This is a genomic window from Nonomuraea aurantiaca, assembly GCF_020215705.1.
In the GTDB taxonomy this organism is placed as follows: Bacteria; Actinomycetota; Actinomycetes; order Streptosporangiales; family Streptosporangiaceae; genus Nonomuraea; species Nonomuraea aurantiaca.
The window spans coordinates 1-22,305 of record NZ_JAIWNB010000008.1 but is presented as its reverse complement, the minus strand read 5'-3'; the positions used below and the strand labels follow the sequence as shown (position 1 = coordinate 22,305).

The 22,305-nt window shown below is 69.7% G+C and carries 27 protein-coding genes and 1 pseudogene; 11 read left to right on the top strand and 17 right to left on the bottom strand.

Annotated elements, in window-relative coordinates; genetic code table 11:
* Positions 1-5: 5 nt before the first annotated feature.
* The 4 genes from LDL49_RS20150 to LDL49_RS20135 form a co-directional block, all read right to left on the bottom strand.
* A complete protein-coding gene (locus tag LDL49_RS20150) occupies positions 6-1,217 on the bottom strand; it encodes a cytochrome P450 (RefSeq protein WP_225292645.1) in 1,212 nt (403 codons plus the stop codon).
* Between the two features lie 81 nt (positions 1,218-1,298).
* Positions 1,299-1,901, bottom strand: a complete 603-nt coding sequence (locus tag LDL49_RS20145) for a TetR/AcrR family transcriptional regulator (protein ID WP_225292644.1) — start codon at positions 1,899-1,901, stop codon at positions 1,299-1,301.
* 134 nt (positions 1,902-2,035) lie between these two features.
* Positions 2,036-2,548, bottom strand: a complete 513-nt coding sequence (locus tag LDL49_RS20140; RefSeq protein ID WP_225292643.1) for a DinB family protein — start codon at positions 2,546-2,548, stop codon at positions 2,036-2,038.
* A gap of 91 nt (positions 2,549-2,639) precedes the next feature.
* Positions 2,640-3,020, bottom strand: coding sequence for a winged helix-turn-helix transcriptional regulator (locus LDL49_RS20135; RefSeq protein ID WP_225292642.1), 381 nt, complete (start codon positions 3,018-3,020; stop codon positions 2,640-2,642).
* An 88-nt stretch (positions 3,021-3,108) separates the two neighbouring features.
* Here LDL49_RS20135 and LDL49_RS20130 point away from each other — a divergent pair, with 88 nt between their 5' ends.
* Positions 3,109-3,357, top strand: coding sequence for a hypothetical protein (locus LDL49_RS20130; protein WP_225292641.1), 249 nt, complete (start codon positions 3,109-3,111; stop codon positions 3,355-3,357).
* Here the strand turns inward: LDL49_RS20130 and LDL49_RS20125 are convergent.
* The 3 genes from LDL49_RS20125 to LDL49_RS20115 all read right to left on the bottom strand — a co-directional run bounded on the left by LDL49_RS20125 (position 3,354) and on the right by LDL49_RS20115 (position 5,577).
* A complete protein-coding gene (locus tag LDL49_RS20125; RefSeq protein ID WP_225292640.1) occupies positions 3,354-4,043 on the bottom strand; it encodes a type 1 glutamine amidotransferase domain-containing protein in 690 nt (229 codons plus the stop codon). The two genes, LDL49_RS20130 and LDL49_RS20125, sit on opposite strands and share 4 nt — an antisense overlap.
* 189 nt (positions 4,044-4,232) lie before the next feature.
* Positions 4,233-5,087 (bottom strand): TIGR03619 family F420-dependent LLM class oxidoreductase, encoded by an 855-nt coding sequence (locus tag LDL49_RS20120; protein WP_225292639.1) that lies wholly within the window; start codon positions 5,085-5,087, stop codon positions 4,233-4,235.
* Between the two features lie 112 nt (positions 5,088-5,199).
* On the bottom strand, positions 5,200-5,577 hold the full coding sequence (locus LDL49_RS20115) for a DUF2255 family protein (protein WP_225292638.1): 378 nt from the start codon (positions 5,575-5,577) through the stop codon (positions 5,200-5,202).
* Between the two features lie 262 nt (positions 5,578-5,839).
* Here LDL49_RS20115 and LDL49_RS20110 point away from each other — a divergent pair, with 262 nt between their 5' ends.
* The 4 genes from LDL49_RS20110 to bla all read left to right on the top strand — a co-directional run bounded on the left by LDL49_RS20110 (position 5,840) and on the right by bla (position 10,403).
* On the top strand, positions 5,840-6,466 hold the full coding sequence (locus LDL49_RS20110; protein WP_443689880.1) for a zinc-binding dehydrogenase: 627 nt from the start codon (positions 5,840-5,842) through the stop codon (positions 6,464-6,466).
* The gene (locus LDL49_RS20105) at positions 6,463-7,287 is read left to right on the top strand and encodes a MerR family transcriptional regulator (protein WP_225292637.1); all 825 of its coding nucleotides are present in this window, start codon (positions 6,463-6,465) and stop codon (positions 7,285-7,287) included. Before LDL49_RS20110 ends, LDL49_RS20105 begins: the two co-directional genes overlap by 4 nt.
* A gap of 7 nt (positions 7,288-7,294) precedes the next feature.
* Positions 7,295-9,343, top strand: a complete 2,049-nt coding sequence (locus LDL49_RS20100; RefSeq protein ID WP_225292636.1) for a prolyl oligopeptidase family serine peptidase — start codon at positions 7,295-7,297, stop codon at positions 9,341-9,343.
* A 115-nt stretch (positions 9,344-9,458) separates the two neighbouring features.
* Complete coding sequence (bla, locus tag LDL49_RS20095; protein ID WP_225292635.1) at positions 9,459-10,403, top strand: class A beta-lactamase; 945 nt, start codon at positions 9,459-9,461, stop codon at positions 10,401-10,403.
* Between the two features lie 20 nt (positions 10,404-10,423).
* Here bla and LDL49_RS20090 read toward each other — a convergent pair whose 3' ends face one another.
* The 8 genes from LDL49_RS20090 to LDL49_RS20060 all read right to left on the bottom strand — a co-directional run bounded on the left by LDL49_RS20090 (position 10,424) and on the right by LDL49_RS20060 (position 17,495).
* Positions 10,424-11,797 carry a YcaO-like family protein gene (locus LDL49_RS20090; RefSeq protein ID WP_225292634.1) on the bottom strand — a complete coding sequence of 458 codons (1,374 nt, stop codon included), beginning with the start codon at positions 11,795-11,797 and terminating at the stop codon, positions 10,424-10,426.
* On the bottom strand, positions 11,790-12,821 hold the full coding sequence (locus LDL49_RS58410) for a TOMM precursor leader peptide-binding protein (protein ID WP_225292633.1): 1,032 nt from the start codon (positions 12,819-12,821) through the stop codon (positions 11,790-11,792). Before LDL49_RS58410 ends, LDL49_RS20090 begins: the two co-directional genes overlap by 8 nt.
* Complete coding sequence (locus tag LDL49_RS20080) at positions 12,818-13,756, bottom strand: SagB/ThcOx family dehydrogenase (protein WP_225292632.1); 939 nt, start codon at positions 13,754-13,756, stop codon at positions 12,818-12,820. The genes LDL49_RS58410 and LDL49_RS20080 overlap by 4 nt, the downstream gene beginning before the upstream one ends.
* A 96-nt stretch (positions 13,757-13,852) precedes the next feature.
* The gene (locus LDL49_RS56995; RefSeq protein WP_263655294.1) at positions 13,853-13,978 is read right to left on the bottom strand and encodes a hypothetical protein; all 126 of its coding nucleotides are present in this window, start codon (positions 13,976-13,978) and stop codon (positions 13,853-13,855) included.
* 112 nt (positions 13,979-14,090) lie between these two features.
* On the bottom strand, positions 14,091-14,954 hold the full coding sequence (locus LDL49_RS20075) for an SAM-dependent methyltransferase (RefSeq protein ID WP_225292631.1): 864 nt from the start codon (positions 14,952-14,954) through the stop codon (positions 14,091-14,093).
* A gap of 72 nt (positions 14,955-15,026) precedes the next feature.
* Positions 15,027-15,980 (bottom strand): hypothetical protein, encoded by a 954-nt coding sequence (locus LDL49_RS20070; RefSeq protein WP_225292630.1) that lies wholly within the window; start codon positions 15,978-15,980, stop codon positions 15,027-15,029.
* Positions 15,981-16,224: 244 nt separating this feature from the next.
* On the bottom strand, positions 16,225-16,965 hold the full coding sequence (locus LDL49_RS20065) for an ABC transporter ATP-binding protein (RefSeq protein ID WP_225292629.1): 741 nt from the start codon (positions 16,963-16,965) through the stop codon (positions 16,225-16,227).
* A complete protein-coding gene (locus tag LDL49_RS20060) occupies positions 16,962-17,495 on the bottom strand; it encodes a PadR family transcriptional regulator (protein WP_225292628.1) in 534 nt (177 codons plus the stop codon). The genes LDL49_RS20065 and LDL49_RS20060 overlap by 4 nt, the downstream gene beginning before the upstream one ends.
* A gap of 160 nt (positions 17,496-17,655) precedes the next feature.
* On the opposite strand from LDL49_RS20060, the gene LDL49_RS20055 reads away from it, so the two are divergent.
* The 5 genes and pseudogenes from LDL49_RS20055 (at position 17,656) to LDL49_RS20035 (ending at position 19,482) form a co-directional block, all read left to right on the top strand.
* A complete protein-coding gene (locus LDL49_RS20055) occupies positions 17,656-17,907 on the top strand; it encodes a hypothetical protein (protein WP_225292627.1) in 252 nt (83 codons plus the stop codon).
* Positions 17,908-17,925: 18 nt separating this feature from the next.
* Positions 17,926-18,390 (top strand): hypothetical protein, encoded by a 465-nt coding sequence (locus LDL49_RS20050; protein ID WP_225292626.1) that lies wholly within the window; start codon positions 17,926-17,928, stop codon positions 18,388-18,390.
* Positions 18,387-19,142, top strand: a complete 756-nt coding sequence (locus LDL49_RS20045; protein ID WP_225292625.1) for a VC0807 family protein — start codon at positions 18,387-18,389, stop codon at positions 19,140-19,142. Before LDL49_RS20050 ends, LDL49_RS20045 begins: the two co-directional genes overlap by 4 nt.
* Positions 19,079-19,216 (top strand): annotated as a pseudogene (locus tag LDL49_RS59200) (SDR family NAD(P)-dependent oxidoreductase); the annotation flags it as partial. The gene LDL49_RS20045 and the pseudogene LDL49_RS59200, both read left to right, overlap by 64 nt.
* Positions 19,217-19,296: 80 nt before the next feature.
* On the top strand, positions 19,297-19,482 hold the full coding sequence (locus LDL49_RS20035) for a hypothetical protein (protein ID WP_225292624.1): 186 nt from the start codon (positions 19,297-19,299) through the stop codon (positions 19,480-19,482).
* A 77-nt stretch (positions 19,483-19,559) separates the two neighbouring features.
* On the opposite strand, the gene LDL49_RS20030 is transcribed toward LDL49_RS20035, so the two are convergent.
* The gene (locus tag LDL49_RS20030; protein ID WP_225292623.1) at positions 19,560-21,065 is read right to left on the bottom strand and encodes a carboxylesterase/lipase family protein; all 1,506 of its coding nucleotides are present in this window, start codon (positions 21,063-21,065) and stop codon (positions 19,560-19,562) included.
* 224 nt (positions 21,066-21,289) lie between these two features.
* Complete coding sequence (locus LDL49_RS20025) at positions 21,290-21,904, bottom strand: TetR/AcrR family transcriptional regulator (RefSeq protein WP_225292622.1); 615 nt, start codon at positions 21,902-21,904, stop codon at positions 21,290-21,292.
* 202 nt (positions 21,905-22,106) lie between these two features.
* Here LDL49_RS20025 and LDL49_RS20020 point away from each other — a divergent pair.
* Positions 22,107-22,305, top strand: a 199-nt coding sequence (locus LDL49_RS20020) for a TCP-1/cpn60 chaperonin family protein (RefSeq protein ID WP_308016158.1), incomplete at its 3' end; no start/stop codon positions are given.

The window sequence follows — 22,305 nt, the reverse complement described above, 5'->3', positions numbered from 1 at the left end:
CTTTCTCAGCCGGACATGGAGAAGCGCACCGGCATGTGCTTGATGCCGTTGATGAAATCCGACCGCATCCGCCTGACCGGCCCCGCGTGCTCCGCCTCGGGGAAGCGGCGCAGCAGCTCTCTGATCATGCAGTTGATCTGCTGCCGGGCCAGGTTGGCGCCCAGGCAGAAGTGCGGGCCGCCGCCGCCGAACGTCATGTGGTCGTTGGGGCTGCGGCGGATGTCGAAGGTGTACGGGTCGGCGAAGACGTCCTCGTCATGGTTGCCGGACATGTAGAACGTCACCACCTTCTCCCCCTCGGCGATCTTCTGGCCGCGGAGTTCGGTGTCGCGGGTGGCCGTACGCCGGAAGTTGTGGATCGAGGAGCCCCAGCGCAGGAACTCCTCGGTCGCGCTGCGCCACAGGTCCTCGTCGTCGAGGCCGGCCGCCAGGTCGCGGTAGCTGTCCGGATGGAGGATGAGGGCGTTCATGGCGTGGGCGATGAGGTTGCGGGTGGTCTCGTTCCCGGCGACGCAGAGGATCACGAAGAAGGAGTCGATCTCTTCCCTGGTCAGCCTGTCGCCGTCGACCTCCGCCTCCACCAGCGCGGTGAGAATGTCGTCACGCGGGTTGCGGCGGCGGTCGTCGACCAGGCCGTCGCAGTAGGAGAAGATCTCGGCCCCGGCGATCTCGCCGTCCTCGGGCGTCGTGCGGAAGTCGGGATCCTGGAAGCCGACCATGCGGTTGGACCACTCGAAGATCAGGTGGTGGTCCTCCTCGGGGACGCCGATGAGGTCGCAGATCATCTGCAGCGGCAGATATTCGGCCACGTCGGTCACGAACTCGACCTCGCCGTCCCGCTCCCGCACGCCTTCCGCGATCTTCTCGGCCCGCCGTTGGATGGTGCCCCGGAGCCGGGCGATCGTCCTGGGCGTGAAGCCCGCGCTCACCAGCCGGCGGTAGCGGGTCTGCTTGGGCGGGTCCATGTTCAGCAGCATCATGCTGGCGATCTCGATGAACTCCGGCGTCTGGGTACGGATGAACGCGGTCCCGATCTCGGTCGACCAGGTCTGTACGTCCCGGCTGATCGCCTTTATGTCCGGATATTTCGTGACGGCCCAGAAGCCGGTGTCGTCGGGGACGTCGTGCCAGTGGACGGGCGCGTGGCGGCGCAGGTAGGCGAACTGGTCGTGCGGAACTTCGCGTTCCCACGTTTCTTCGAGCAGGTTGATCCGCATGGGCTCCCTTTCGGCGCGAGAATCTAGGAGTCGAGCAGGTCGAGCGGTCGGAACGGCCCGGGGCCCGGGACGTCGAAGGACTCAGGGGTCGGGCAGTCCGAGCAGGTCGCGCAGGCTCTCCACGACGGCCCGCTCCTCGACCGCGGCGGGATCGAGCCGATGCTGGACCGCGCAGCCGATCAGCACCCCGAGCACGGCCGTGGCCGTCCGCTCCGGCGATCGGCGAGGCGGCACGCCCGCCGTCTCGGCCCAGTCGGACAGCCCGCCGGCGAGCCGGGCACGGATGTCGGCATAGCGCCTGGCCAGTGGCTCGGCGATGACGGGATCGCGCGCGCCGTGCAGCCACAGCTCCAGCTCCAGCAGGAGCCATGACGCACCGCGATCCTCGTCCTTACGGGTCAGCGCTTCGAACAGGGCGGCCAGCCGGTCGTCGAGCTCGGTGATCTCCTCGAACCCGGCGAGCAACTCGGCAGCGGCCTGGTCCTTCCACACCTCCAGCAGCGCGAGCAGCAGCCCTTCCTTGCCCCCGAAGTGGTTGTACAGCGCGCCGGTCGTGCGATCGGCCGCGTCGGCCACCGCCTCGGCGGACACCGCGTGGAACCCCTTGCGGGCGAACAGGTCAGCGGCCGCGTCGATCAGCCGGGCCCGGGTCTCGGCTCGCCGCTGATCCTGGGTACGCGCCACTGCGGGTGCTCCCGTCTGATATCGGGTTCACTACATATGTTTATCTCTCGATATATATGCCCTAACGAGCGCTAGGTCAACAGCCGAGCGGGCTCGGTCGCCCTCCCGTCGACGGCCGAGCCTCCGGAGGCGTGTCAGTAGTAGCCCTTCTCGCCGTCCAGGAGCTCCCTGATGGCGTCCATGTGGCCCGCGTGCCGGGCGGTCTCCTCGACCATGTGGATCAGGACCCACCGCAGGCTCGCACCGGCGGCCCGGAAGTCCGGATGCTTGCCCACGTCCTCGAGCGAATGAGCCGCGATGATCTCGTTCGACACCGCGCACTGCTGCTCGTACTCCTCCAGGAGCTGGGCGAGCGGGATGCCGTCGACCATCATGTCGGCGTCGTCCGGTTCGTTCTCGAGCTGGGGGCCCGTGGCGGGCCTGCCGAGGAAGATGACCTCGAACCACATCTTCTCCGTCCAGCGGAGGTGGGAGACCACGCCGGCCATGGTCATGAGGGGCGAGGCTGGCAGGACGGATCGGTGGGCGTCCGCGTCGGACAGACCTTCGCACTTGTAGTGGACGATCGCGCGCTGCATGTCGTACCAGCCCATGAGCTGGGTCCGCTCGTCGGCTACGTAGGGAGGGCGGATGCGGGAAGGAGTCATGGCCGCCGACGCTACTTCAGCCGCGGTCGGCGGCGCACGGCATTATTCGGCCGGTGCCATGACCTCGCCCATCCTGAAGGGAAATGAGCTGTCAGGGGTGGAAGCTGCGGCGGGCGGCTTCGATGTGACCGAAGTGCTGGTGGGTCCAGTCGCAGATCAGGTCGACGGTCGCGCGCAAGGCTTGGCCGGGCTGGGTGAGCGTGTATTCGACCCGCGGCGGCACGGTGGGGTACACCTTTCGCTCGGCCAGGCCGTTGCGCTCCAGCATGCGCAGGTTCTGGGTGAGCATCTTGTGGCTGATGCCCTCGACCTCCTCCCGCAGTTCGCTGAAGCGCAGGGTGCGCTCACCGAGAGCCTCGATGATCAGTAACGCCCACTTGTTGGCGACATCCGAGAAGATCTCCCGCGCGAGGGAGTCCGCGCGCCTCAGATCCGTTTCATCGGACGAGTCTTTGAGCTGCTTGGTCGCCATCTGGGTCCCCGGTCACTGAAAAGTTCGTTCTGCCACGTCAGCGCAAACTCTCCTATGGTTTCTGAGTAACCGCAAGAGACCATCGGGTGTGCTGGTCCACATCGCGGGACAAGTCGCCTGGGACGAGAACGGCATCACGGTCAACGCGCTCAACCCCGGCCGTATCCGGAGCACCGGCCTGTCGCGGCACGTGACCGCCCCACCGGCATCATTCGAGCCCGACTCCAGCGATGGTGTGACGGTCAAGGACATCCCGCAGGGGGCGGCAACCTCGACTCTTCTGGCCGCCTCGTCAGGTGTCCCTCGAGATGATCGGCAACGCGGGAACAGCGTCTAAAGGACCTTGAGCAGCCGTTCGGCCAGGACGGCCGCCGACGCGGGATTCTGGCCGGTGAACAGGGTGCGGTCAACCACCGTATAGGGCTTCCACATCTCGCCCTTGGTGAAGTCGACGCCCAGGTCGATGAGCTCGTCCTCCAACAGCCAGCGGGCCTTCGAGCCGAGCCCGACCGCGTGCTCTTCCTCGTTGGTGAACGCGGTGATCTGGTAGCCGGCGAAGGGCGACACGCCGTGGATCCTGGTGGCCAGCATCGCGGCCGGGGCGTGGCAGACGATGGCGAGGGGCTTGCCGGAGGCGAGCGCCGCAGTCAGCAACCGGCCGGCGTCCGCGTTGATGTACAGGTCCTCCATGGGGCCATGGCCGCCCGGGAAGTAGACGGCGTCGTAATCCTCCAGGCGGGCGTTCGCCAAGTGGATAGGCCGCCGCATCACCTCCGCGGAGCGGATGATCGCCTCCAGATCGAGCGCGATCTGCGCGCTACCCGCCATTTCGGGGCGCAGACTCATCATGTCCACGGTCGGGACCACCCCGTTGGGGGTGGCGACCACGATCTCGTGGCCGGCCTCGGTGAGCGCCTTGTACGGGGCCGCGAACTCCTCGGCCCAGTAACCCGTCGCATGTCTGGTGCCGTCCTTGAGCGTCCAGTACGCCGTTCCGGTCATCACGAAAAGTAGCTTCGCCATGGGACAACCGCCCCCCGTCTGTCTCTGATGCGGTTGGCGCAGGTCTTTCCTGAAGCAGCCTATGTCGAGTGTTATCGCGGCCATCTGGCGGGGTGCACGCCACCCGTCGCCTACTCGACCGTCAGCGCATCAGCGCGCGCACAACCGCGCCGGCGGGAATAAGCCCGGCGGCGCGGCGGGCACCGGCCATCAGCCGCGGGCGAAGCGCTGGGCGAAGGCGGACATCTGATCGCGTTGCCGGTCCAGGTCGGGGGCGGTGGGGTTCACGACGAGACGGGTGACGCCTTGCGCGGCGAGCGCTTCGACCTGCTCGGCGGACATGTCGATCGACCCCCATCGCGTGTATTCCAGCGCTTCGGGGCTGCGGCCGGCCTCGACGGCGGTCGAGCGGGCGAGGTCCATCTGGAGCGCGCGCTCGTCCGGACCGAGCGCGCCGCCGGGAAAGTAGCCGTCGCCGCGTCGCCCGGCGCGGCGGGCGGCCGCCCGGCTCGATCCGCCGACGTGGATCGGCAGGTGGGTGACACCGAAGGGCTTGGGGAACTGGCACAGGTCGTCGAAGGCGAAGAACTCCCCCGCGAAGCTGACGCCGTCCTCGCCACCGGCCCAGAGCAGGCGCATGACATCGATCGCCTCGTCGGCGCGCCGGCCACGCGTGCTGAAGTCGACCCCCGCCGCCCGCGCCTCGCCGGGCAGGGAGCCGAGCCCCACGGTCAGCAGCCGCATCCGACCCTTGGACAGCACATCGATCGTCGCCAGCCGCTTGGCGAGGATCACCGGATGGTGGTACGGCAGCAGCAGCACACCCGTCCCGAGCAGGATCCGCTCCGTGGCCGCGGCGACGAAGCTCAGGCAGTCGAGCGGATCGGCGTAGGGCAGTGACGGCGGGAGCTCGATGGTCCCGACCGTGGCGCCGGGATACAGCGCGATGTGCTCCGGCAGGTAGAGCGACTCGAAGCCGCTGTCCTCGGCATGCCGGGCGAAGGCCATGATCCTTTCGGGGTCGACGCCGTAATAAGCCGTGTTGTAGCTGATCCCGAACTTCATCGTCATTCCTCCGGTTTGCCCACGGCAGATCGGCATGCGACGATCCCCGCCTGTCGCCGACACCTTAGAACGTTGCCACCGGCGTCAAGGCAAGGAGTTCAGGCGAGCTGGTTCAGCGGGGCTCGAGCTTTCGGGTCGTCGCTCGCACCTCGGGCGCCACCATGGTGTCGATGTACGCCGCGCCGTAGCGGCCGTACTTGGCGCGGTAGGCGGCGTCGATCTGGTCGTCGATGCCAGGATCGGTCTCCGCCTCGATGGTGACGTCCTTGTCGACGCCACCGGCCCGGATGTGGCCTTCGTGGGTCTCCTGGACCGTACGGAACCAGGCTCCCGCGCCCGCCTTGTAGGAGCGGACATAGAGGTGGTCGCCATGGCGGACGACCCAGATCGGCACCGGCTTGCCCAGCGTGCCGTCGCCGCGCCGGGGCTCGATCCGCAACTCGTCGGCTGCTTCGATCCTGCTGAGCTCGTCGCTCGTCCACATGGTCATCGGCTTGCCTCCTTCGTCATGACGGCGATTGCCGCAGAACCGATGCCCAAACCTGCGTCACCGACCCGGCACCTGGAGGTCCTGTCACACCCCTGAACGCCGCAGTCCGCCCTGCGGCGCGGCATTCGGCAGTGGCACAGTGGATAAGGGAAAAAGATGTTTTCCCTGCTCAGAGCAGCTAAGAACAGCTCTGAACACGCTCGCTTCGGCGGTCTCGGCACGCGCCGCCGTCAGTCATAGAAGCTTCAGCACGGAGAAGAACATGCTCACCGTCAACTCCTACTCCGCCACGTCCGCGACCGAGCCGCTCACCCCGGCGAGGAAGGTGGCGGTCATCGGGCTCGGCGGGCTCGGTCACATGGCCGTCAAGCTCGCGCACGCGCTGGGCGCCGAGGTGACCGTCCTGTCGCAGTCGCTGAAGAAGCAGGACGACGGCCTTCGCCTGGGCGCGGACCACTATTACGCCACGAGCGACCCGCAGACGTTCGAGCAGCTCGCCGGCTCCTTCGACCTCATCGTGAACACCATCAGCGCGAAGATCGACCTCGACGCCTACCTGTCGCTGCTGGCCGTGGACGGCACCATGGTCAACGTCGGCGCGCCGCCCGAACCGCTGGCGCTCAACGTGTTCCCGCTCATCATGAGCCGCCGGTCGTTCGCCGGTTCGGCGATCGGCGGCATCCGTGAGACCCACGAAATGCTCGACTTCTGCGCCCAGCACCACCTCGGGGCCGAGATCGAGGTCATCCCGGCCGACAAGATCAACGAGGCGTACGAGCGCGTCCTGGCCTCCGACGTGCGGTACCGGTTCGTGATCGACATCCGCGACCCTGGCCTGAGCAGCCTCTTGAACCTCCCGTGGCGGGAGGACCTACCGTCGGATCCGTGACCGGAAACGACGGTATCGAGCGTCGATGGACCATCGGAGAGCTGGCCAAGGCCACCGGGGTCACCATCCGTACGCTCTACCACTACGACGAGATCGGCCTGGTTCGGGCCGGTGAGCGGACCGCGTCGGGCCACCGCCGCTACACCGAGGCCGATCTGCGGCAGCTGTATCGCGTGCGCGCCCTGCGCGGGCTGGGACTGTCGCTGGAGGAGATCGCGAACGTCCTCCAGCGGCCGGCCGACGACCTGACGGCCATGCGCGACCTGCTCGGCGCCCAGCTCGCCGAGCTGGAGCTGCAATCGGCCCGGATGGCGCAGCTCAAGACGAAGATCGGCGGGCTGCTGGGGCTGCTCGACCGGTCGGTCATGCCCGACCCCGAGCACTTCATGGCCGCCCTCGAAGAGATCTCGGTGTACGAGACGTACTTCGCCCAGGAGCTGAGAGACCACCTCGCCCAGCGCCGGATGCGGCTCGGCGAGGACACGCTGCGGGACCTGCGGACCGAGTGGCTCGTCCTGCTCAAGGAGGCCCACCAGCACATGCTGGCGGGCACATCCGTCGACGACCCCCAGGTGCAGGCAGTGACCGCCCGCTGGACGGCGATGGCGGCCGCACTCCAGAGCGGCGACGAGCAGCGCGATGAGCAGCTCGACGAACGGATGAGGGCCGCCGGAACGGCGTGGTGGCGCGACAACAGCGCCGGGGTCAGCGCGGAGGTCAGCCGCCAGATCGAGTGGCTGGACGCCGACGCCCTGCCCGCCATCTTCGACTACCTCCAGCGGGCCGTGATCTGGGCCCGCGAACACGAATCAGGAGAGTGACGCGAGAATGCGATACCCCGAGGCGCCGGTACGGCCGGAGCGCAACGAGGTCGGTGGCGTGGTCTTCGACGACCCCTACCAGTGGCTGGAGGAGGACGACGGCGAGGGTGTGGCGGCCTGGCAGCAGGCCCAGGACGAGCTGGCCCGGTCCTACGTGCACGGCTGGCCGCACCATGAGGCGCTCGTGGCCCGCGTCGATGAGCTGGTCGAGCAGATGGACGCCCGCAACCTGGTGGTCCCGGTGCGATACGGGCCGCGGTGGTTCCGCGGGCGCATCCCCGACGGCGGGGAGCTGATGGTCTTCGAGACGGCCGACGCCCCGACAGGTCCATGGCGCATGGTGATCGACCTCAACGAGATGTCCGACGGCACACCCCTGCGCATGAGCCCGCAGCCCTCCCCCGACGGCAGCCTGCTGGCGTACTCCCTGGACGCGGGGGGCCGCGAGCTGCCGGCGCTCAAGGTGATCGAGATCGACACCGGGAAGGTGCTGCTGGACGGCGTTCCGCAGCAGCGGCCGGGGCTGGTGACCTGGCTCCCGGACGGCAGCGGATTCTTCTACATGGCCAACGAGTCGGGGGCGGCGCAGGTACGGTGGCGGCTGTTCTTCCACCGGCTGGGGCAGCCGGTGCCCACCCGGCCCGAGCCGCTGGACATCCCCCACATGTTCGCCATTCCCAAGATCTCCCGGGACGGGCGCTGGGCGATGATCCAGGTCGATCATTTACGCCCCCGGCCGCACTTCATCGCCCGCCTGGACGGCCCCTGGGAGTGGCGCGAGTTCATCACCGACGCCGAGCACCTGTACAAGGGCGTGCTCGTCGGCGACTCCTACGTGGCCGTCACCACGGCGGGCGCCCCGCGAGGCCGCCTGGTCCGCATCCCGTTGGACAGCCCCGGCGACCCGGACACCTGGACCGAGCTGGTGCCGGGCGGCGACGCCGTACTCACCGGCGTGACCCTGGTCGGCGAGCGGCTGGTGCTCGGCGAGCTGGTGGACACCGTCTCGCGCATCCGGATCCTCGGCCTGGACGGCGCGGACCTCGGAGAGGTCCCGCTGCCCGGTCAGGGATCGGTCAGCTCCATCGCCCAGGGAGTCGTCGCCCTGGGGGTGATGGACCAGGTCGTGGGCTGCGAGGACGCCATCACCTTCGGCTACACCTCCTACACCCAGTCCCCCACGGTCTACCACTACGAGCTGGAGTCGGGGACCCTGACCGCCCTCCAGGGGTCCGGCCACACCCTCACCGGGCTGGTCACCACCCGCGTATGGGCCACGTCGGCCGACGGCACGCGCGTGCCCTGCACGCTGGTCCACCGCGCCGACCTCGACCGGTCGCGGCCGCAGCCGACCCTGATCCAGGGGTACGGCGGGTTCAACGTCGCCGTGCTGGCGTCGTACCTCGGCCCTCTGGCGGCGTTCGTGGAGGCGGGCGGGATCTACGCGCACGCCCACGTGCGCGGCGGCGGGGAGTTCGGCCTGGACTGGTGGGAGGGCGGGCGGCAGCACGCCAAGCAGAACACCTTCGACGACCTATACGCGATCGCGGAGCGGCTGATCGCCGACGGGGTCACCACGCCCGACCGGCTGGCGGTCCAGGGCGCCTCGAACGGCGGGCTGCTAACGGGCGCGGCCGTGACCCAGCGGCCGGAGCTGTGGCGGGCGGTGGTCTGCGGCGCCCCGAAGCTGGACCTGATGCGCGTCGCCCGCGACCCGCTGGGCACCGCCGCGACCCTCTCCGAGTACGGCAATCCCAACGACCCGGCCGACGCCCCCGTGCTCATGGCCTACTCGCCATACCACAACGTGAAACCGGGCACGGCCTACCCGGCGATCCTGCTGGACGCGGGGGCCAACGACCCTCGCTGCCCGGCCTGGCACTCCCGCAAGTTCGCCGCCAGAACGCAGGCCGCCACCACCTCGTCCCATCCCGTCCTGCTGCGCGTCTGGTCCGACGCGGGCCATGGGGGGACGAGCTGGAGCACGATCGTTCAGCAGCAGAGCTTCTGGCTGGCGTTCGTCATGCGGGAGCTGGGTCTGGCACCCGGTTCCTGACCTGCAGCGATATCGGGTTCGATATCGCTACAGCCCTGATATCGCTATTAGACAGTGGATGATCACATCTGCTTTGCTCCAAGCTTCTGACAGACGAGAAAGCAAGGATCTTGGCATGCGACACCTCCGCGTCCGCCGCGTCACCGCGACGCTTCCCGCGACCTCGTTGGCGCTCTCCCTCCTGTCCGGTGCCGCAGTCGGGGTGGGCCCGGCCTCGGCCGCGACCGTCGCGGCGTCCCCGGCCGTTTCGGGGGAGGCTCAGGTCAGGAAGGATCTGCGGGCGCTGGAGGTGTCCTTCAAGGGCCGCATCGGCGCGTACGCCATCGACACGGCCACCGGCAAGACGGTGACGTACCGGGCGGGCGAGCGCTTTCCCTTCCTGTCCACCTTCAAGGCGCCGCTCTGTGCGGCCGTGCTGCAGAAGGCGCGCACCTCCGAGCCCGGTCTGATGACCAAGCTCATCAAGTGGACGGCCGCCGACATGACGCCCAACTCGCCGGTCACCGAGAAGCATGTCGAGGACGGCCTGACGGTCGCCCAGCTGTGCGAGGCGGCCATCACCAAGAGCGACGGCACCGCGGCCAACCTGCTGCTCAAGCTGATCGGCGGGCCCGCCGGGATGACGAAGTACTTCCGTACGCTGAAGGACCCGACCTCCCGGATGGACCGCTGGCACCCCGAGCTGAACGACTGGACGCCCAAGGAGAAGCGCGACACCACCACGCCCATGGCCGTCGCCCGCGATCTCCGGGTCCTCGCAATCGGCGACGCGCTGCACACCAAGGACCGGGAGCAGTTCAACGCCTGGCTGCTCGCCAACAAGACCGGCGCCGAGCGCATCCGGGCCGGCCTGCCCACGACCTGGACGATCGCCGACAAGACCGGCACCAACTCCGACGGATTCGGCGGCGGGAACGACATCGCCGTCATCCGGCCCGAGCAGGGCGCCGCTCCCATCGTCATGGCGATCTACACCAACCGCACCCCGGGCCTGCCCACCGACAACAAGACCATCGCGAAGACCGCCACCATCCTGGCCCAGGGACTCGGCAAGCTCTGACTCCTCCCGCTATGGGGTGATCAAGGGTAGGGATGAGGCTCGGGGTTGGTCGCGCCGCCGTAGTCGGCGAATCGCTTGTGCAGCAGGGGCGGTGCGCTGGGCGGGCACAGGCTGAGGGTGTCCGGAGACCAGACACGGCAGACCGTGAGCCCGAGGTGGCGGACGTCCGGAGTGGTGAGGTCGAGGTAGCCGAGCTGTTTGCCGGTCCTGGCGAAGGCCGCCACCAGCGCTTTCACGCGAGTGCGGAGGTCTGGGGCCGCGTCGGCGGGCAGGTCACGCGCCGAGACCTCCACATGGACGGCGAAGCGCTTGTCGATGATCGCGGCATTGGCCGGATCTGTGTAGTAGGCCACGTTGTCGTCGAGATCGAAGAAGCGGTCCTTGTCGGTGACGTCGCTGTCCTCGATGGCGGCTTTGGCGGCCATCCAGTTGGCGTAGCGGAACACCGCGACCGCTTCGAGGAGGGCCTTGTACATCGCGTGGCCCAGGCGCTGGTCGCTGCCCAGGCCCGCGACGACCGGCGCGTTGCCGGGATGTTCGTCGCGGTAGACGCAGGCGACGGTGAAGCCGGGCAGGTCGGGACTGGGCAGGAGGTGGAACTCCGGGGGCGGCGTGCCCGGCGACCAGTGGCGGTCGATCAACCGGGCGAGGGCCCGCAGGCGGCCGTCAAGAAGGATCTTGACGGAGGGCTGACCGCCGTACCAGTGCCCGATCACGCAGTCGAGCTGGATGAGCTCCTCCAAGGCGCCGAGCAGGGCTTTGCCCGGGTCGCTGTGGGTCGCGGTGCCGGTGGTCACCGCGGCGTTCACCCAGGGCTCGCCCTCCTTGCGCCGCGGCAGGTAGCCGACCAGCGTGAGCTGGGCCGGCATCCAGTAGGGGTCGTCCGAGGTGAGCGAGTCGGCGGGCAGCCAGCTCATCGGGGCGTCGGGGTCGAAGGGCTCGAAAAGGAAGCCGTCGCGGCCGAGCTGCTCGTCAGAGAAGAACGACAGGCACTGGTCTGACGGAATCCCGCGGCCACCGCTGCTCATGGCGCGGTGGCTGGCGAAGCGGAGCCGGTCGCGGTGGTGGGCGAGGAACGAATGGTGGCAGTAACGCTCGGCCGACTCCCCGAGTGACTTGATGAGGGGCTCGTCGAGCAGGATGCCGGCCCCGCCCAGGTGGTGGCACTCGGCCGGGATCGGTCGGGCGCCGTACAGGACGTGCACGCCGGTGAGTTCGGCGCCGGCGATGGCGATGCGTGGTTCGCCACGTGAGCGGGCACTGAACTTCAGCCGCGGTATCAGGCCGCACACGGGGTTCAGCATGCGCCGGGCCAGCACCCGGGTGCCGGCGTCGAACGGTGTGGTCCGCGGTACGAGGCGCGCGGCCGGCGCGGCGGTGCGCTGGTCAGCCACGGAGCCACTCCTTGGCCTGGAAGTAGAGCTCGGGTTCGTCGCGCTGCGCGACGGGCGAGCAGGCCGGACAGCCGGGGATCTGCAGGACCTCGCTGACGGTCGTCTCCCATGTGGGGAGGTAGACGCACAGCATCTTGCCCTGGGTGAAGGAGGCGCCCGTATGGGCGAGGTTGATCGCTTCCAAGGCGAGATGGGAGCAGAGCAGCGAGGACAGCGCGGGCAGCATGGGCGGACGTCCTCCCGACGCCTGTGCGGTGGTGAGCGCGTTCTTGTATCGGCGGTAGCCCGCGCCGTCGGCGAGGTTCATCGTGATGCGCGTTTCCAGGCAGGTGTAGCAGGGCCCGCGGCCCGGGTGGAAGGTCGGGCCGACGAACAGGAACGGCCCATCGATCGTGCCGTGCAGCCAGGACATGCCGACTTCCAGGGCGACCCTGTTGAACAGGCTCACCGCCACCGGATCCACCCGGACATCGGCCCACACGGTGATGCCGCCTTCCCAGGAGGCGAACGTCTCGGCGACTTCGTGCAGCCGCAGCCCGTGCGTGGTCCAGCCGGTGTCGGCGTCGTTGAGCGCCCCGAGGAGGGGATCGTCGCTGGAGTCGGTCACGTCGAGCTCCGGATCGCCGGCCGCGATCAGCTCCGTGACACGGGCGGCCATACCGCCGTCGCCGATCACCCTTACCGGACGGGCTGGTGGCGGTGGCCCGGAGAGCAAGTCGGCGTAGTGGTCGAGGTAGTGGTCGAGTGCGCTCGTCGCGATGTCCTCGATCACGTCGAGTGTCCGCAACTGCTCCAGGAGCGAGGACATCTCCTCCATACCGATGTTCGCCCGCGCGGCGAGCTCGGCCACGTCCTGGGAGCCGTCCAGAGCGTTCACCACCGAGAACAGCCAGCCGCGCCGGGCTTCGTCGGTGATGGTGTGCGAGGTGGCGCTCCACACGCCCTGCCGGAGCTCGACCGTGTCGGGATCATGCCCGATGACCGAGAACGACCGCTTGATACGGGGTGATGCGGGCTGTGTCACATCTTCTCCTGCGGATGCGGTCGGCTCTTCTCCTGCGGATGTGGCCGGCCGCCCGGCCGGCCGAGGACGATCAGATGCAGCAAGGCGGTCCGCAGCCCGTCGACCCGGAGGACCTCGTGGGCCTCCTCGTCGTAGTAGGTCGACCAGTCCGTGCCGGCCAGGCCGAGCGCGGTCGCGGTGAGATGGACATGCTGGGCCATCGCTCCCACCTCGTGCAGCACGAACCGCAGCCCGCGCGGGCCGTACTTGCGCATCGAGCGCCATGGGCGCCCGACGAACAGCACGACGAGAGCCGCTCGGTCGATCGTCAGCAGGTCGGGGAGTTCGTCCAGGCCGCAGCGCAGGAGCGCGGCCAGTTGCCGGGGGCCGCCGTGGCGGTCCAGGCAGTCCAGGCGGGGGGCGTAGCGGTACAGGCCCGGCTCCAGATCCGTCACCTCGCGTGCGGCGAGGTGCAGCTCGACCGGGTACAGCCCGCCGCCGCTGGGGACGGCTCGGTGCGGCCGACCCGGCTCGTGGCCGAAGCACCTTCCGGCAGCCCGTAGCAGCGCGGCGGCCTCGGGCAGCGTCACCGGGGCTCCGCTGAACGAGCGGGTGCTGCGCCGGGCCGCGATCGCCTCATCCAGCGCCATCCGCGCCGGCGCGGGATCCGGCAGCTCGACGCGGCGGGTCGCGGGGATGCTCTCCTCATCGGTGTGGCTCAGCGTCTCCATGCTCGCGGTCGTGAGGTAGTCGGCCACCGAGCGCTGCAGCTCACGGTCGTGGCGGCGGAGCCGGCTGGCGTACAGGAACTCCTCGGCGGGCGAGGCCGACCGGGAGATCCCGAGATGGGAGTGCCGGAGCTGATTGGTGTGGAAGGCCGTGTTGTCCAGCCATGGGCTGACCGCACGGAAGAAGTTGGTGCCGAGCGCGGAGCGCAGTACCGGCGTGTTCTCCATCTGCACCGATCCTTGAACGAGGTGGACCGCATGAGTCATGGCCGGGTTCGGCGGGTGCCGTGTCCCGGTCCGGGACACGGCACCCGCTTCTCGCGTTTACTCCTCCATGGCGACGGCGGCCGAGCTGCTGCTGCTGGTGATCGGGGCGACCAGAAGCTTGCCGTCTTCCATCTCGATCGGGCAGGCGCTCAGGGTTTCGGCCGAGGTGATCGTCGAAAGCATCTTCTTTCTCCTTTCGTACGTGAGAGTGCCGCCGGTGCGGACTGAGTGCCTCACCGGATCCTCGCGATATCTGATCGCGGGGCTCGTGGGCCGGGCCGGGGCCCGGGTGCCTTCACGCCTGCGGACCTGCGAGGTCTCGTGGGACCGGCGCGGTCGGCGGGCGCGTGGGTCGATCTATTCGGCGTAGTCCGAGGTGCGCGACGGACAGGGCGCCCTGCCGGAACAGCGCCGTGCCCGTCGTGGTGAACTCCAGCCAGTCGGCGAGTTTCGTCCCATCGCGCTCGACGCTCCCCGGCCGATCGCAGCACCCGCGCAGCCGGGTGACCCATGTCGCGAAGGTGCGCGCGTAGTCGTCGCGGTGGGTCCGCACGTGGATCGGCTCCCACCAACGCCCGCAGGCGGCCAGGAGCCGGTCGAGCGTGAGAACGGTGCCGGTCAGGCGCAGTCGTCGCATCGCCTCGACGTATCGTGCGGCCTCGGCCGGCCAGCTCTCGCGGTGTCCCCGGATCGTGCTCTCCAGCGCCAGGCGGGCGCCCGGCCTGGTCCACGCGTGTGCGTGGGCGAAGAACTCCGTGTAGGCCTCGGGCGTGCCGCCCACGTTCTCCAGAAGCCCGATGCTGACGACCGCGTCGTAGGGCCGGTCGGGGGTGAAGGCGCGATAGTCGCCCTGATGGATGCTCACCCCGCGCAGCCGCAAACCTTCGGCCTCCTGGCACGCGTGATCGGAGGCGTCGACACCGCACGCGGCTGCCACACCATGGTCTCGGCTCAGATAGCTCAGCAGGCCGCCGTAGCCCGAGCCCACGTCGAGGACGCGCGACTGGGCGGTCACCTCCACCCAGTCACTCAGCAGCCGGTATTTCGCGAGCTGGGCGGTGTCGAGGTCGTTCGTCCCCTCCCACAGCCCGCAGCTCAGCGCCATGGTCTTGCCCAGCCAGCGGCGATGTGCGGCAGCGTCGAGCTTGGTGACAGTCATGTGACAGCCTTAAGGGAGAGCGCGTGATCTACGAGACCCATACCCGATCGATGACTGTCCGTAGCGCTATGATTACCTAGTGTCGCCGTGACCCTCATCTCGCATTCGGGAGCCCGGAGAAGGCAGGAACAGCACCCCGAGTGCCAGCCCGATCAACCCGGCGACGACCGGCGCTCCGGTCCACAGCTCGGGCACGCCGGGCAGGCCGCCCCCGAGGGCCGAGGCGACCCCGATGTACAGCGACCAGGTGGCGAAGGCCGACAGCCCGGCGAAGGCCCAGAAGGCGGCGCGCCGCTCCCCCGACGGCCGCAGCCGGCGGATCAGCAGGTCGCTCACGACGCCGGCGGCCACGAACGACAACAGGATCGGCACGTTGCGGAACCCCGTCTGGGCGGCCACCTGCTCGGCGCCCGGGCCCACCGCCACGGGGCCGGCGCCCCGCGTGCCGCCGCCCGCCCCCGCCTCCCGCAGCATGGACAACGCCCGGACGATGCCCTCGGGGCGGTACCGCATGGCGTCGCCGTACGACAGGAACAGCAACACCAGCGTGGTGGCGAACGCGAGCCCGACCAGCGCGGGCAGCAGACGGCCGAGCGTCGGCCGGGCACCGACGTCGGGGGCGTTCCACGCCGAGCGCAGCGGTGTCGTGATGATGAGCATCATCGTCACGACGAGGCCGAGGTGGGACGGGCTGAAAAAGATGTTGATGGTGGTCTCGATGCCGAGGATGGTGTGCCACATCATGTCGGCGAATCCGAAGGCGGCGAACGCGGGAATCGCCACCAGCCCGGCGAGATAGCCCGTGGGGACGGCCGCCGGCCCCTGCCGTCCGGCGCGCACGTTGCGCCACACCTGCCAGATGATCCAGCCGGAGACCACGGCGAAGCCGGAATAGAACACCGCGTGCCATGGGGTGAAGAACGTCTCCAGCTGCGCCAGGTTGCTGTGCGCCCAGGCGTCGACCATCAGCCCGACCCCGAACCAGATGCCGAGCAGCGCCGTCACCAGGTCTGTCCTGGGGGACACCCATCCGCGGGGCTCCCCCGTGTCCACCACTAATCGCCGAATTCCGGCGGCGTCAGATGCCACTTCGTGCTTCCTTTCCGTCGAGCGGGGTCGATCAGGCTGTTTCTGCGCTGAGGGCCTGCGCCACGGGCCGGCGCGCCGCCAGGCGTGCGGGCAGGGCGGTGAGTGCCGCCGTCGCCAGGAGGGTCGCGAGCGTGGCGCCGAGCAGCCAGGTGGACGACGAGCACGATGGAGCCCATGCCGTTCAGTCCTCCAGCCCGATCAGGCCGCCGAGCCCGCGCGTGTGGGAGCCGGCCAGCCAGGTGTCGTCGACGAACATCCCGTCGCGCATCGAGACCAGCCGATCCGCCGTGGCCGCCACCCGCTCGTCATGCGTGACGATCACGAACGTCTGCCCCGCGGAACGCAGCTCCTCGAAGATCCTCAGCACATCGAGGGTCGCCGCGGTGTCGAGGTTGCCGGTCGGCTCGTCGGCCAGGACGACCAGCGGTTCGTTGACCAGCGCGCGAGCGACGGCGACCCGCTGACGCTGGCCGCCCGACAGCTGCGACGGCAGATGCCGGGCACGGTCGGCGAGCCCGACCCGTTCCAGCAGCAGGCTCGCGCGCCGCTTGGCCTGGCGGCGCGAGTGCCCGGCCAGCAGCGCGGGCAGCTCCACGTTCTCGGCCGCCGACAGCTCCTCCACCAGATGGAAGGCCTGGAAGACGAACCCCACCGACCGGCGCCGCAGGCGCGCCAGAGCTCGTTCGCTCAGCGTGTCGATTCGCCGCCCGGCCACCCACACCTCTCCATCGGCAGGCCGCTCCAGACCGCCCAGCAGGTGCAGCAGAGTCGATTTCCCGCAGCCGCTGGGCCCCATCACCGCCAGCGTCTGCCCTTGCGGCACCTCCAGGTCGACCTCGTCCACCGCACGGACCCGGCTCTGCCCCTGACCATGCGTCTTCACCAGGCCGCGGGCCCGGACCACGGCACTTGACACGTTCATCCACCCTCAGCTTCGCCATCGACCCTGGACCAGGCCCGCTCGCAGGCGTCCAGCCAGCGCAGGTCCGCCTGCAACCGCAGCACGACCCCTTCCAGCAGCAGCCCGGCGCCCGATCCCGGCGGTTCGGCCAGCGTCGCCTGCTGCACCTCACGCAAGCGGCGCAGCAACTCACGGCGCTGCGCCGCCACCAGCTCGACCGGGTCGGCGAGCCGGGCCGCGGCGGCCGCGGCGAGCTTGAGATGGAACTCCGCCAGGTCCGGTTTCGGCCAGCCCACCTCGGCCAGCCAGGCGGCCACCCGCTGCTGCCCGGCCGGCGTCAGCTCATAGACCTTGCGCTCCGGCCGCTCCGGCAGGCCGTCCGCCCGCTCACAGACGACGAGCCCGGCTTTTTCCAGCCGGGCCAGCGTCACGTAGATCTGACCACGGTTCATCGACTCGCCCAGCGGGCCAAGGCTCCGCCGCAGCCGAGCGTGCAAGTGGTACCCGTGCGACGGCTCCTTGGCGAGCATCGCCAGCACTGCGTCCTGCACTCCATCCCCCTAACGGTTAGCCAATAGATAGCGGTTACCCGTGAGAGGTGTCAAAACGCTACACCTGGCGATCTCCTGGACTGGCTCGCCGCCAACCGGAGATCGGCAGTGTTGGTGATCAGATGGTGTGGTTGGTCCGGCTTGGCGGGTTCCCCTGGTCGTGGCCGCCGCCCTCGCCGGCGTCAGACGCCGTTATCTGCGCACGCGCCTCCTCGACCTGGCGCATAATGCGCTCGGCCCCGCAGTTCTCAGCGGTGACGTACGCCTCTTCCGCCAGCGCCAGCGCGTCGTCACGGCGGTTTTGCGCGGCAGCGATGTAGATCAGCCCTACTTGATCGGCCGCGACACCGGCCAGCAGTCCGATCTCCTTGCGCAGGCGCCGGATTTCTCCAGCCGCTCCCGCGCGGCATGACCGGGGATCACGCTGACCGTGGCGATGTACCTCGTGGTCGGCGTGACGGCGCTGTTCGCCATCGCCGATCGCCAGCGCGGCGCCCACCCCGAGATCGCCGAACCCGTCGAGCCCTGGACGCCGGACCGGTTGATCATGATCGAGGATCCGCGACCGGCGCGCTGGAGCGACCTGATCGTCGAGGCTCTCGTCGTCAGAGCCGTGGCTCTCCGGCTGCGTCAGTGGAGTCCCGCCCCAGCCTTGGCCGCCACGGCGCTCACGCTCGCGGGCACCGTACCGCTCGCCTGGCTGTTCTGGCAGGCGCAGGTGCTCAACCACGCCCTCACCCAGGACACGGGCGACCTCGCCAGGCCGGGAAGCTGGATCGCCTGGCTTGCCGTTCTCGTCCTCGCCCTCGTCACCGCCGGCTCTCTCTTCCGCGCCTGGCGACCGCGCGGCGGCGGCGTGGACTCGATTGCCCTGCAGGCGGAGGCACAGCGATGAACACGCCTGCCACGACGGCGAACCAGCCCGCAGATGGCAAATCGCCCAATCCACGACGTGAAGTCGTCATCAACCTCGTTCTCAACGTGGTGGCCCCGCTCGTGGTCTTCTACGGCCTACGAGCCGCCGGCGTCGGCCAGTGGCTCGCGCTGGCCCTGGGGGTTCGAGCGGTGTGGACCGTAACCAGGCGGAGGCGGGTCGACGGGCTGGCGGTGTTCACCTTGAGCATCCTGGTGCTCAGCGTCGCGGTGTCGTTCATCACCGGCAGCCCGCGCTTCCTGCTGGCCAAAGGCGGCTGGATGACCGCCGTCGCGGGACTGTGGATGCTCGCGACACTGCCGCGTACGCCGTTCTACCACCAGGCCATTCGCTCGTTCACCACCGGAGCCACCCGCGAACGCGCCGAGATCGCGTGGCGTGACTCCCCGGCCTTCCGGCACATGATGCGGGTAGCGAGCGCGATCTGGGGCGTCGGGCTGGTGCTGGACGCCGGAGTGCGGGTGGTGCTGGCGTACGCGCTGCCCGTGGACCGGGTGCCGCTGGTCAGCGGGCTGCAGTACGTGGCGGTGTTCGTCGCCCTCGAGGTGGGCAGCCAGATCTACCTGCGGCGCGCGGGCGCGCGCGTCGACATCGAGACCGAGCAGGGACGGGCTATCGCCGCATCATCGCGGTCAACATCGACGGCACCATGTTCGGCATCCGCGCGGCTCTGCCGGCGCTGGCCAAGGCGGGTGGCGGCGCCATCGTGGTGACCTCGAGCCTCGCCGGCATCGCGCCCAACCCGTTCGACCCCGTCTACTCCGCCAGCAAGCACGCCATCATCGGGCTGGTCCGGTCACTCGCGCCCGCCCTGTCCGAATCCGGCGTGACCATCAACGCCGTCTGCTGGGTTTCGTCGACACGCCGATGCTCGCCGGCATCCGCGACCACGTTCTCATGCACCACCTCGCCATCGCCGACCCGGACGAAGTCGCCGCCGCGGTCCAAACCATCACCCGGCACGGCGCGACCGGCGAAGCCTGGACAGTGCAGGCAGGCCGGCCACCGGCACCGGTGACGTTCCCGGCGGTCGACCTCAGCGGCGCTGGCTGACGGCACACCCGGCCCATCGGCCCGGGGTCGAGAGGGAACTTCCCAGAACTACAGGCGTACGACCTGGGTTGGAACGGCTATGGCCGCGCCCGCAACGCAAGGGGGTCGAAGGCGTATCCGGCCCACAACTCGCGGGAGGTTTCCTCCGGGTACGCCGCTATGTCCGGCTCGGTGTCGATGATCCAGGTGTGCCGGTTCTGCGGCTCGTACGCCGGCCAGCCCGGGTCTCCGGTCGTGGCGAAGGCGATCCATGCCGCTCGGACCCGCGCCGACAGCTCGGTCGCGGCCGGCGGCGCCTCGGGTCCGACCAGCAGTCCTGCCGCGCCGGCGGTCAGGTTGCCGAACGTCAGCGGCAGGCCGAGCCCGTGACAGGCGCCGAGGACATCGCCGCCCATGCCGGTGGCCTGCCAGGTCAGCTCGTACAGGTGGGCGCGACCGTGCCTCTGGCGGGCTTCGGCCAGCCGGACGGAAGGCATCCGGAACAACCAGTCAGAGTGCACCAGCTCGTACAGCCGCTCCTCGCCGGCCCCCAGGTAGGCGGCCCGGTAGGCCTCCGGGTCCGGGGCGAGCGCCCGCAGCGCGGTGTCCGCCCGCTCGGCGGTGATCTGTCCGGTGTCGCCGCTGATGGCCATGAACAGCCGATACTCGTCGCGGGTGTGACCCACGATCAGCTCCACCTCGCTCGCGGCCCCGTCCATCAGTGACCGCCACGGCACCGCGGGCAGCACCTCGCCGTCCACGACCGGCCCGAACGGCGTTCGGACGTCCGCGGCGTGGCCCCACCGCGGGCAGTCGCCCATCTTTTCCGCCACCGTGTCACCGGCCTCGATCAGCCGCTCCGGCGACTGGCCGGCGAGTTCGCCCGCCAGCGGGGGCAGGCCCAGCTCACCGGCCACCGCGGCGGCGATGTCGGCGGCCAGCTCAGTGGAGAAGAACAGGCCCGGCACGCTCTGCGCGATCGCCCGGCGGAACAGGCCGGCGGCGCTGGGCATCGTCATCAGCGCCGCGATGCTCCCGGCTCCGGAGGACTCTCCGAAGGCGGTGACCCGGTCCGGATCTCCGCCGAAGGCCGCGATGTTGTCGTGTACCCAGCGGAGGGCGGCCACCTGGTCCAGGAGCCCGCGGTTGGCCGGTGCCCCCTGGAAATGTCCGAAGCCCTCGGCGGAGACCCGGTAGTTGAAGGTGACCACGACGACGCCGTCCCGGGCGAGCACGCGGCCGTCGAAGAGGGGGTCGCCGGACCACCCGTACATGTAGCCCCCGCCATGAATCCACACCATTACCGGCAGCCGGGTGGCGCCCAGGTCGGGGGACCAGACATTGACCGTCAACCAGTCGCCGTCCGCGCCGTCCGCGCCGGCCAAGCCCAGCAACCTGGACTGCGGCGGCCGCGGACCGAACACCCCGGCCTCGCGCACCCCGTCCCACGCCTCGGCCGGCACCGGCGCGGTCAGCCGCAGCGCGTCCACCGGCGGGCGCGCGAACGGCACGCCGCGGAAGACGGCCACGCCGTCCTCCATCCGCCCGCGCAGCCTTCCCGTGCTGACCCGGACCTCCGGGTCGGCGGATCCGATGGCGCTCATGGCACGCTCCTCCTCCAGGGGGTACCGGCTCCCACAGCCAGGCGCGGCCATCTTCGCCCGAACCGCGGGTGCGCCGCACCTCGTTATCGAGGGGTCACTGCCGCACGGATTCACCACTCATGCGATGGGGCGGCCGCCTTGACCTGCTTGGTCACAGGCTTGAGCGCCTCGTCGGGAATCTCCCAGCGGCCGCGAGGGCCGAAAAAGATCACAAGTATTGCCATTCATGAGGGCTGACCCCCTTCGGGCGGCGCGGCGGAAACGACGCAGGACAGGGCGCTGCGAAGGATGGCGGCGAAGGACTCGGCGTTGCCGGGCTCGAGCCAGCGTCGCCCGGCCACCCGGATGGCGGCGGCGACCGCGGCGGCCGTGACGGCGGGGAACAGGTCGCGTTCTGGGTCGGTGCCGGTGCGGGCGGCGATCGCCTCGGTGAGCGGGCCCTCCGCCATCGTGAACGCCCTCAGCGCCTCGCCCTCCAGTTCGGGCGTCGACATGATCATGCGCAGGCCGACCTTGTCGGGCTCAGGGTCGGTGTAGAGCTCGACCACGGCCGCGATGACGGCCTGATCGAGCGGCTCGTCGGCGGGCCGGGCGCGCAGCGCCTGCCCCACGCGACCGGCCTGGTCGGCCTGGAAGGCGCAGATCGCCTCCGCTCTGCTGGAGAAATAGTTGTTGTAGGTACGGGATGAGACTCCCGCGGCCGTGGCGATGTCGTGGACGCGCACCAAGGCCAGCCCGTGGGGGCCCTGCTCGATGGCCAGGCGCAGCGCGGCGTGGCTGATCGCCTCCCGGGTGGCCTGCTTGTTGCGCGCCCGGAGGTCAAGGGCGTCGTCGTTCATGGGGGCGACTCTATCTGATGATGCGTGGCACGCACTAGATGCGCGTCGCGCAAGTTGTGGGTAGAGTGCGACGCGATGCCTGGCACTCACCCCTGGAGAGTGCCAACCGGCGGGGTGTGCCGGGATGGCGAGGTCCGCCTGCCGGCGGGCCGTCCGTCGCGGGCGCCGTCCCGGACACCCCCTATCGAGAGCAGGAGCAGGTATGGCTTCGAAGATGATCGCGTTTGACGAGGACGCCCGGCGCGGGCTGGAGCGCGGCATGAACCAGCTGGCCGACGCGGTCAAGGTGACCTTGGGTCCCAAGGGCCGCAACGTCGTGCTGGAGAAGAAGTGGGGCGCTCCCACGATCACCAACGATGGTGTGTCCATCGCCAAGGAGATCGAGCTCGAGGACCCGTGGG

Coding starts and splice junctions, on each gene's coding strand:
- LDL49_RS20150 (WP_225292645.1), bottom strand. CDS start 1,217: ATGCGGATCAACCTGCTCGAAGAAACGTGGGAACGCGAAGTTCCGCAC.
- LDL49_RS20140 (WP_225292643.1), bottom strand. CDS start 2,548: ATGACTCCTTCCCGCATCCGCCCTCCCTACGTAGCCGACGAGCGGACC.
- LDL49_RS20135 (WP_225292642.1), bottom strand. CDS start 3,020: ATGGCGACCAAGCAGCTCAAAGACTCGTCCGATGAAACGGATCTGAGG.
- LDL49_RS20125 (WP_225292640.1), bottom strand. CDS start 4,043: ATGGCGAAGCTACTTTTCGTGATGACCGGAACGGCGTACTGGACGCTC.
- LDL49_RS20120 (WP_225292639.1), bottom strand. CDS start 5,087: ATGAAGTTCGGGATCAGCTACAACACGGCTTATTACGGCGTCGACCCC.
- LDL49_RS20115 (WP_225292638.1), bottom strand. CDS start 5,577: ATGACCATGTGGACGAGCGACGAGCTCAGCAGGATCGAAGCAGCCGAC.
- LDL49_RS20110 (WP_443689880.1), top strand. CDS start 5,840: ATGCTCACCGTCAACTCCTACTCCGCCACGTCCGCGACCGAGCCGCTC.
- LDL49_RS20100 (WP_225292636.1), top strand. CDS start 7,295: ATGCGATACCCCGAGGCGCCGGTACGGCCGGAGCGCAACGAGGTCGGT.
- bla (WP_225292635.1), top strand. CDS start 9,459: ATGCGACACCTCCGCGTCCGCCGCGTCACCGCGACGCTTCCCGCGACC.
- LDL49_RS20080 (WP_225292632.1), bottom strand. CDS start 13,756: ATGGAGAACACGCCGGTACTGCGCTCCGCGCTCGGCACCAACTTCTTC.
- LDL49_RS56995 (WP_263655294.1), bottom strand. CDS start 13,978: ATGCTTTCGACGATCACCTCGGCCGAAACCCTGAGCGCCTGCCCGATC.
- LDL49_RS20075 (WP_225292631.1), bottom strand. CDS start 14,954: ATGACTGTCACCAAGCTCGACGCTGCCGCACATCGCCGCTGGCTGGGC.
- LDL49_RS20065 (WP_225292629.1), bottom strand. CDS start 16,965: ATGAACGTGTCAAGTGCCGTGGTCCGGGCCCGCGGCCTGGTGAAGACG.
- LDL49_RS20045 (WP_225292625.1), top strand. CDS start 18,387: ATGAACACGCCTGCCACGACGGCGAACCAGCCCGCAGATGGCAAATCG.
- LDL49_RS20035 (WP_225292624.1), top strand. CDS start 19,297: ATGCTCGCCGGCATCCGCGACCACGTTCTCATGCACCACCTCGCCATC.
- LDL49_RS20030 (WP_225292623.1), bottom strand. CDS start 21,065: ATGAGCGCCATCGGATCCGCCGACCCGGAGGTCCGGGTCAGCACGGGA.
- LDL49_RS20025 (WP_225292622.1), bottom strand. CDS start 21,904: ATGAACGACGACGCCCTTGACCTCCGGGCGCGCAACAAGCAGGCCACC.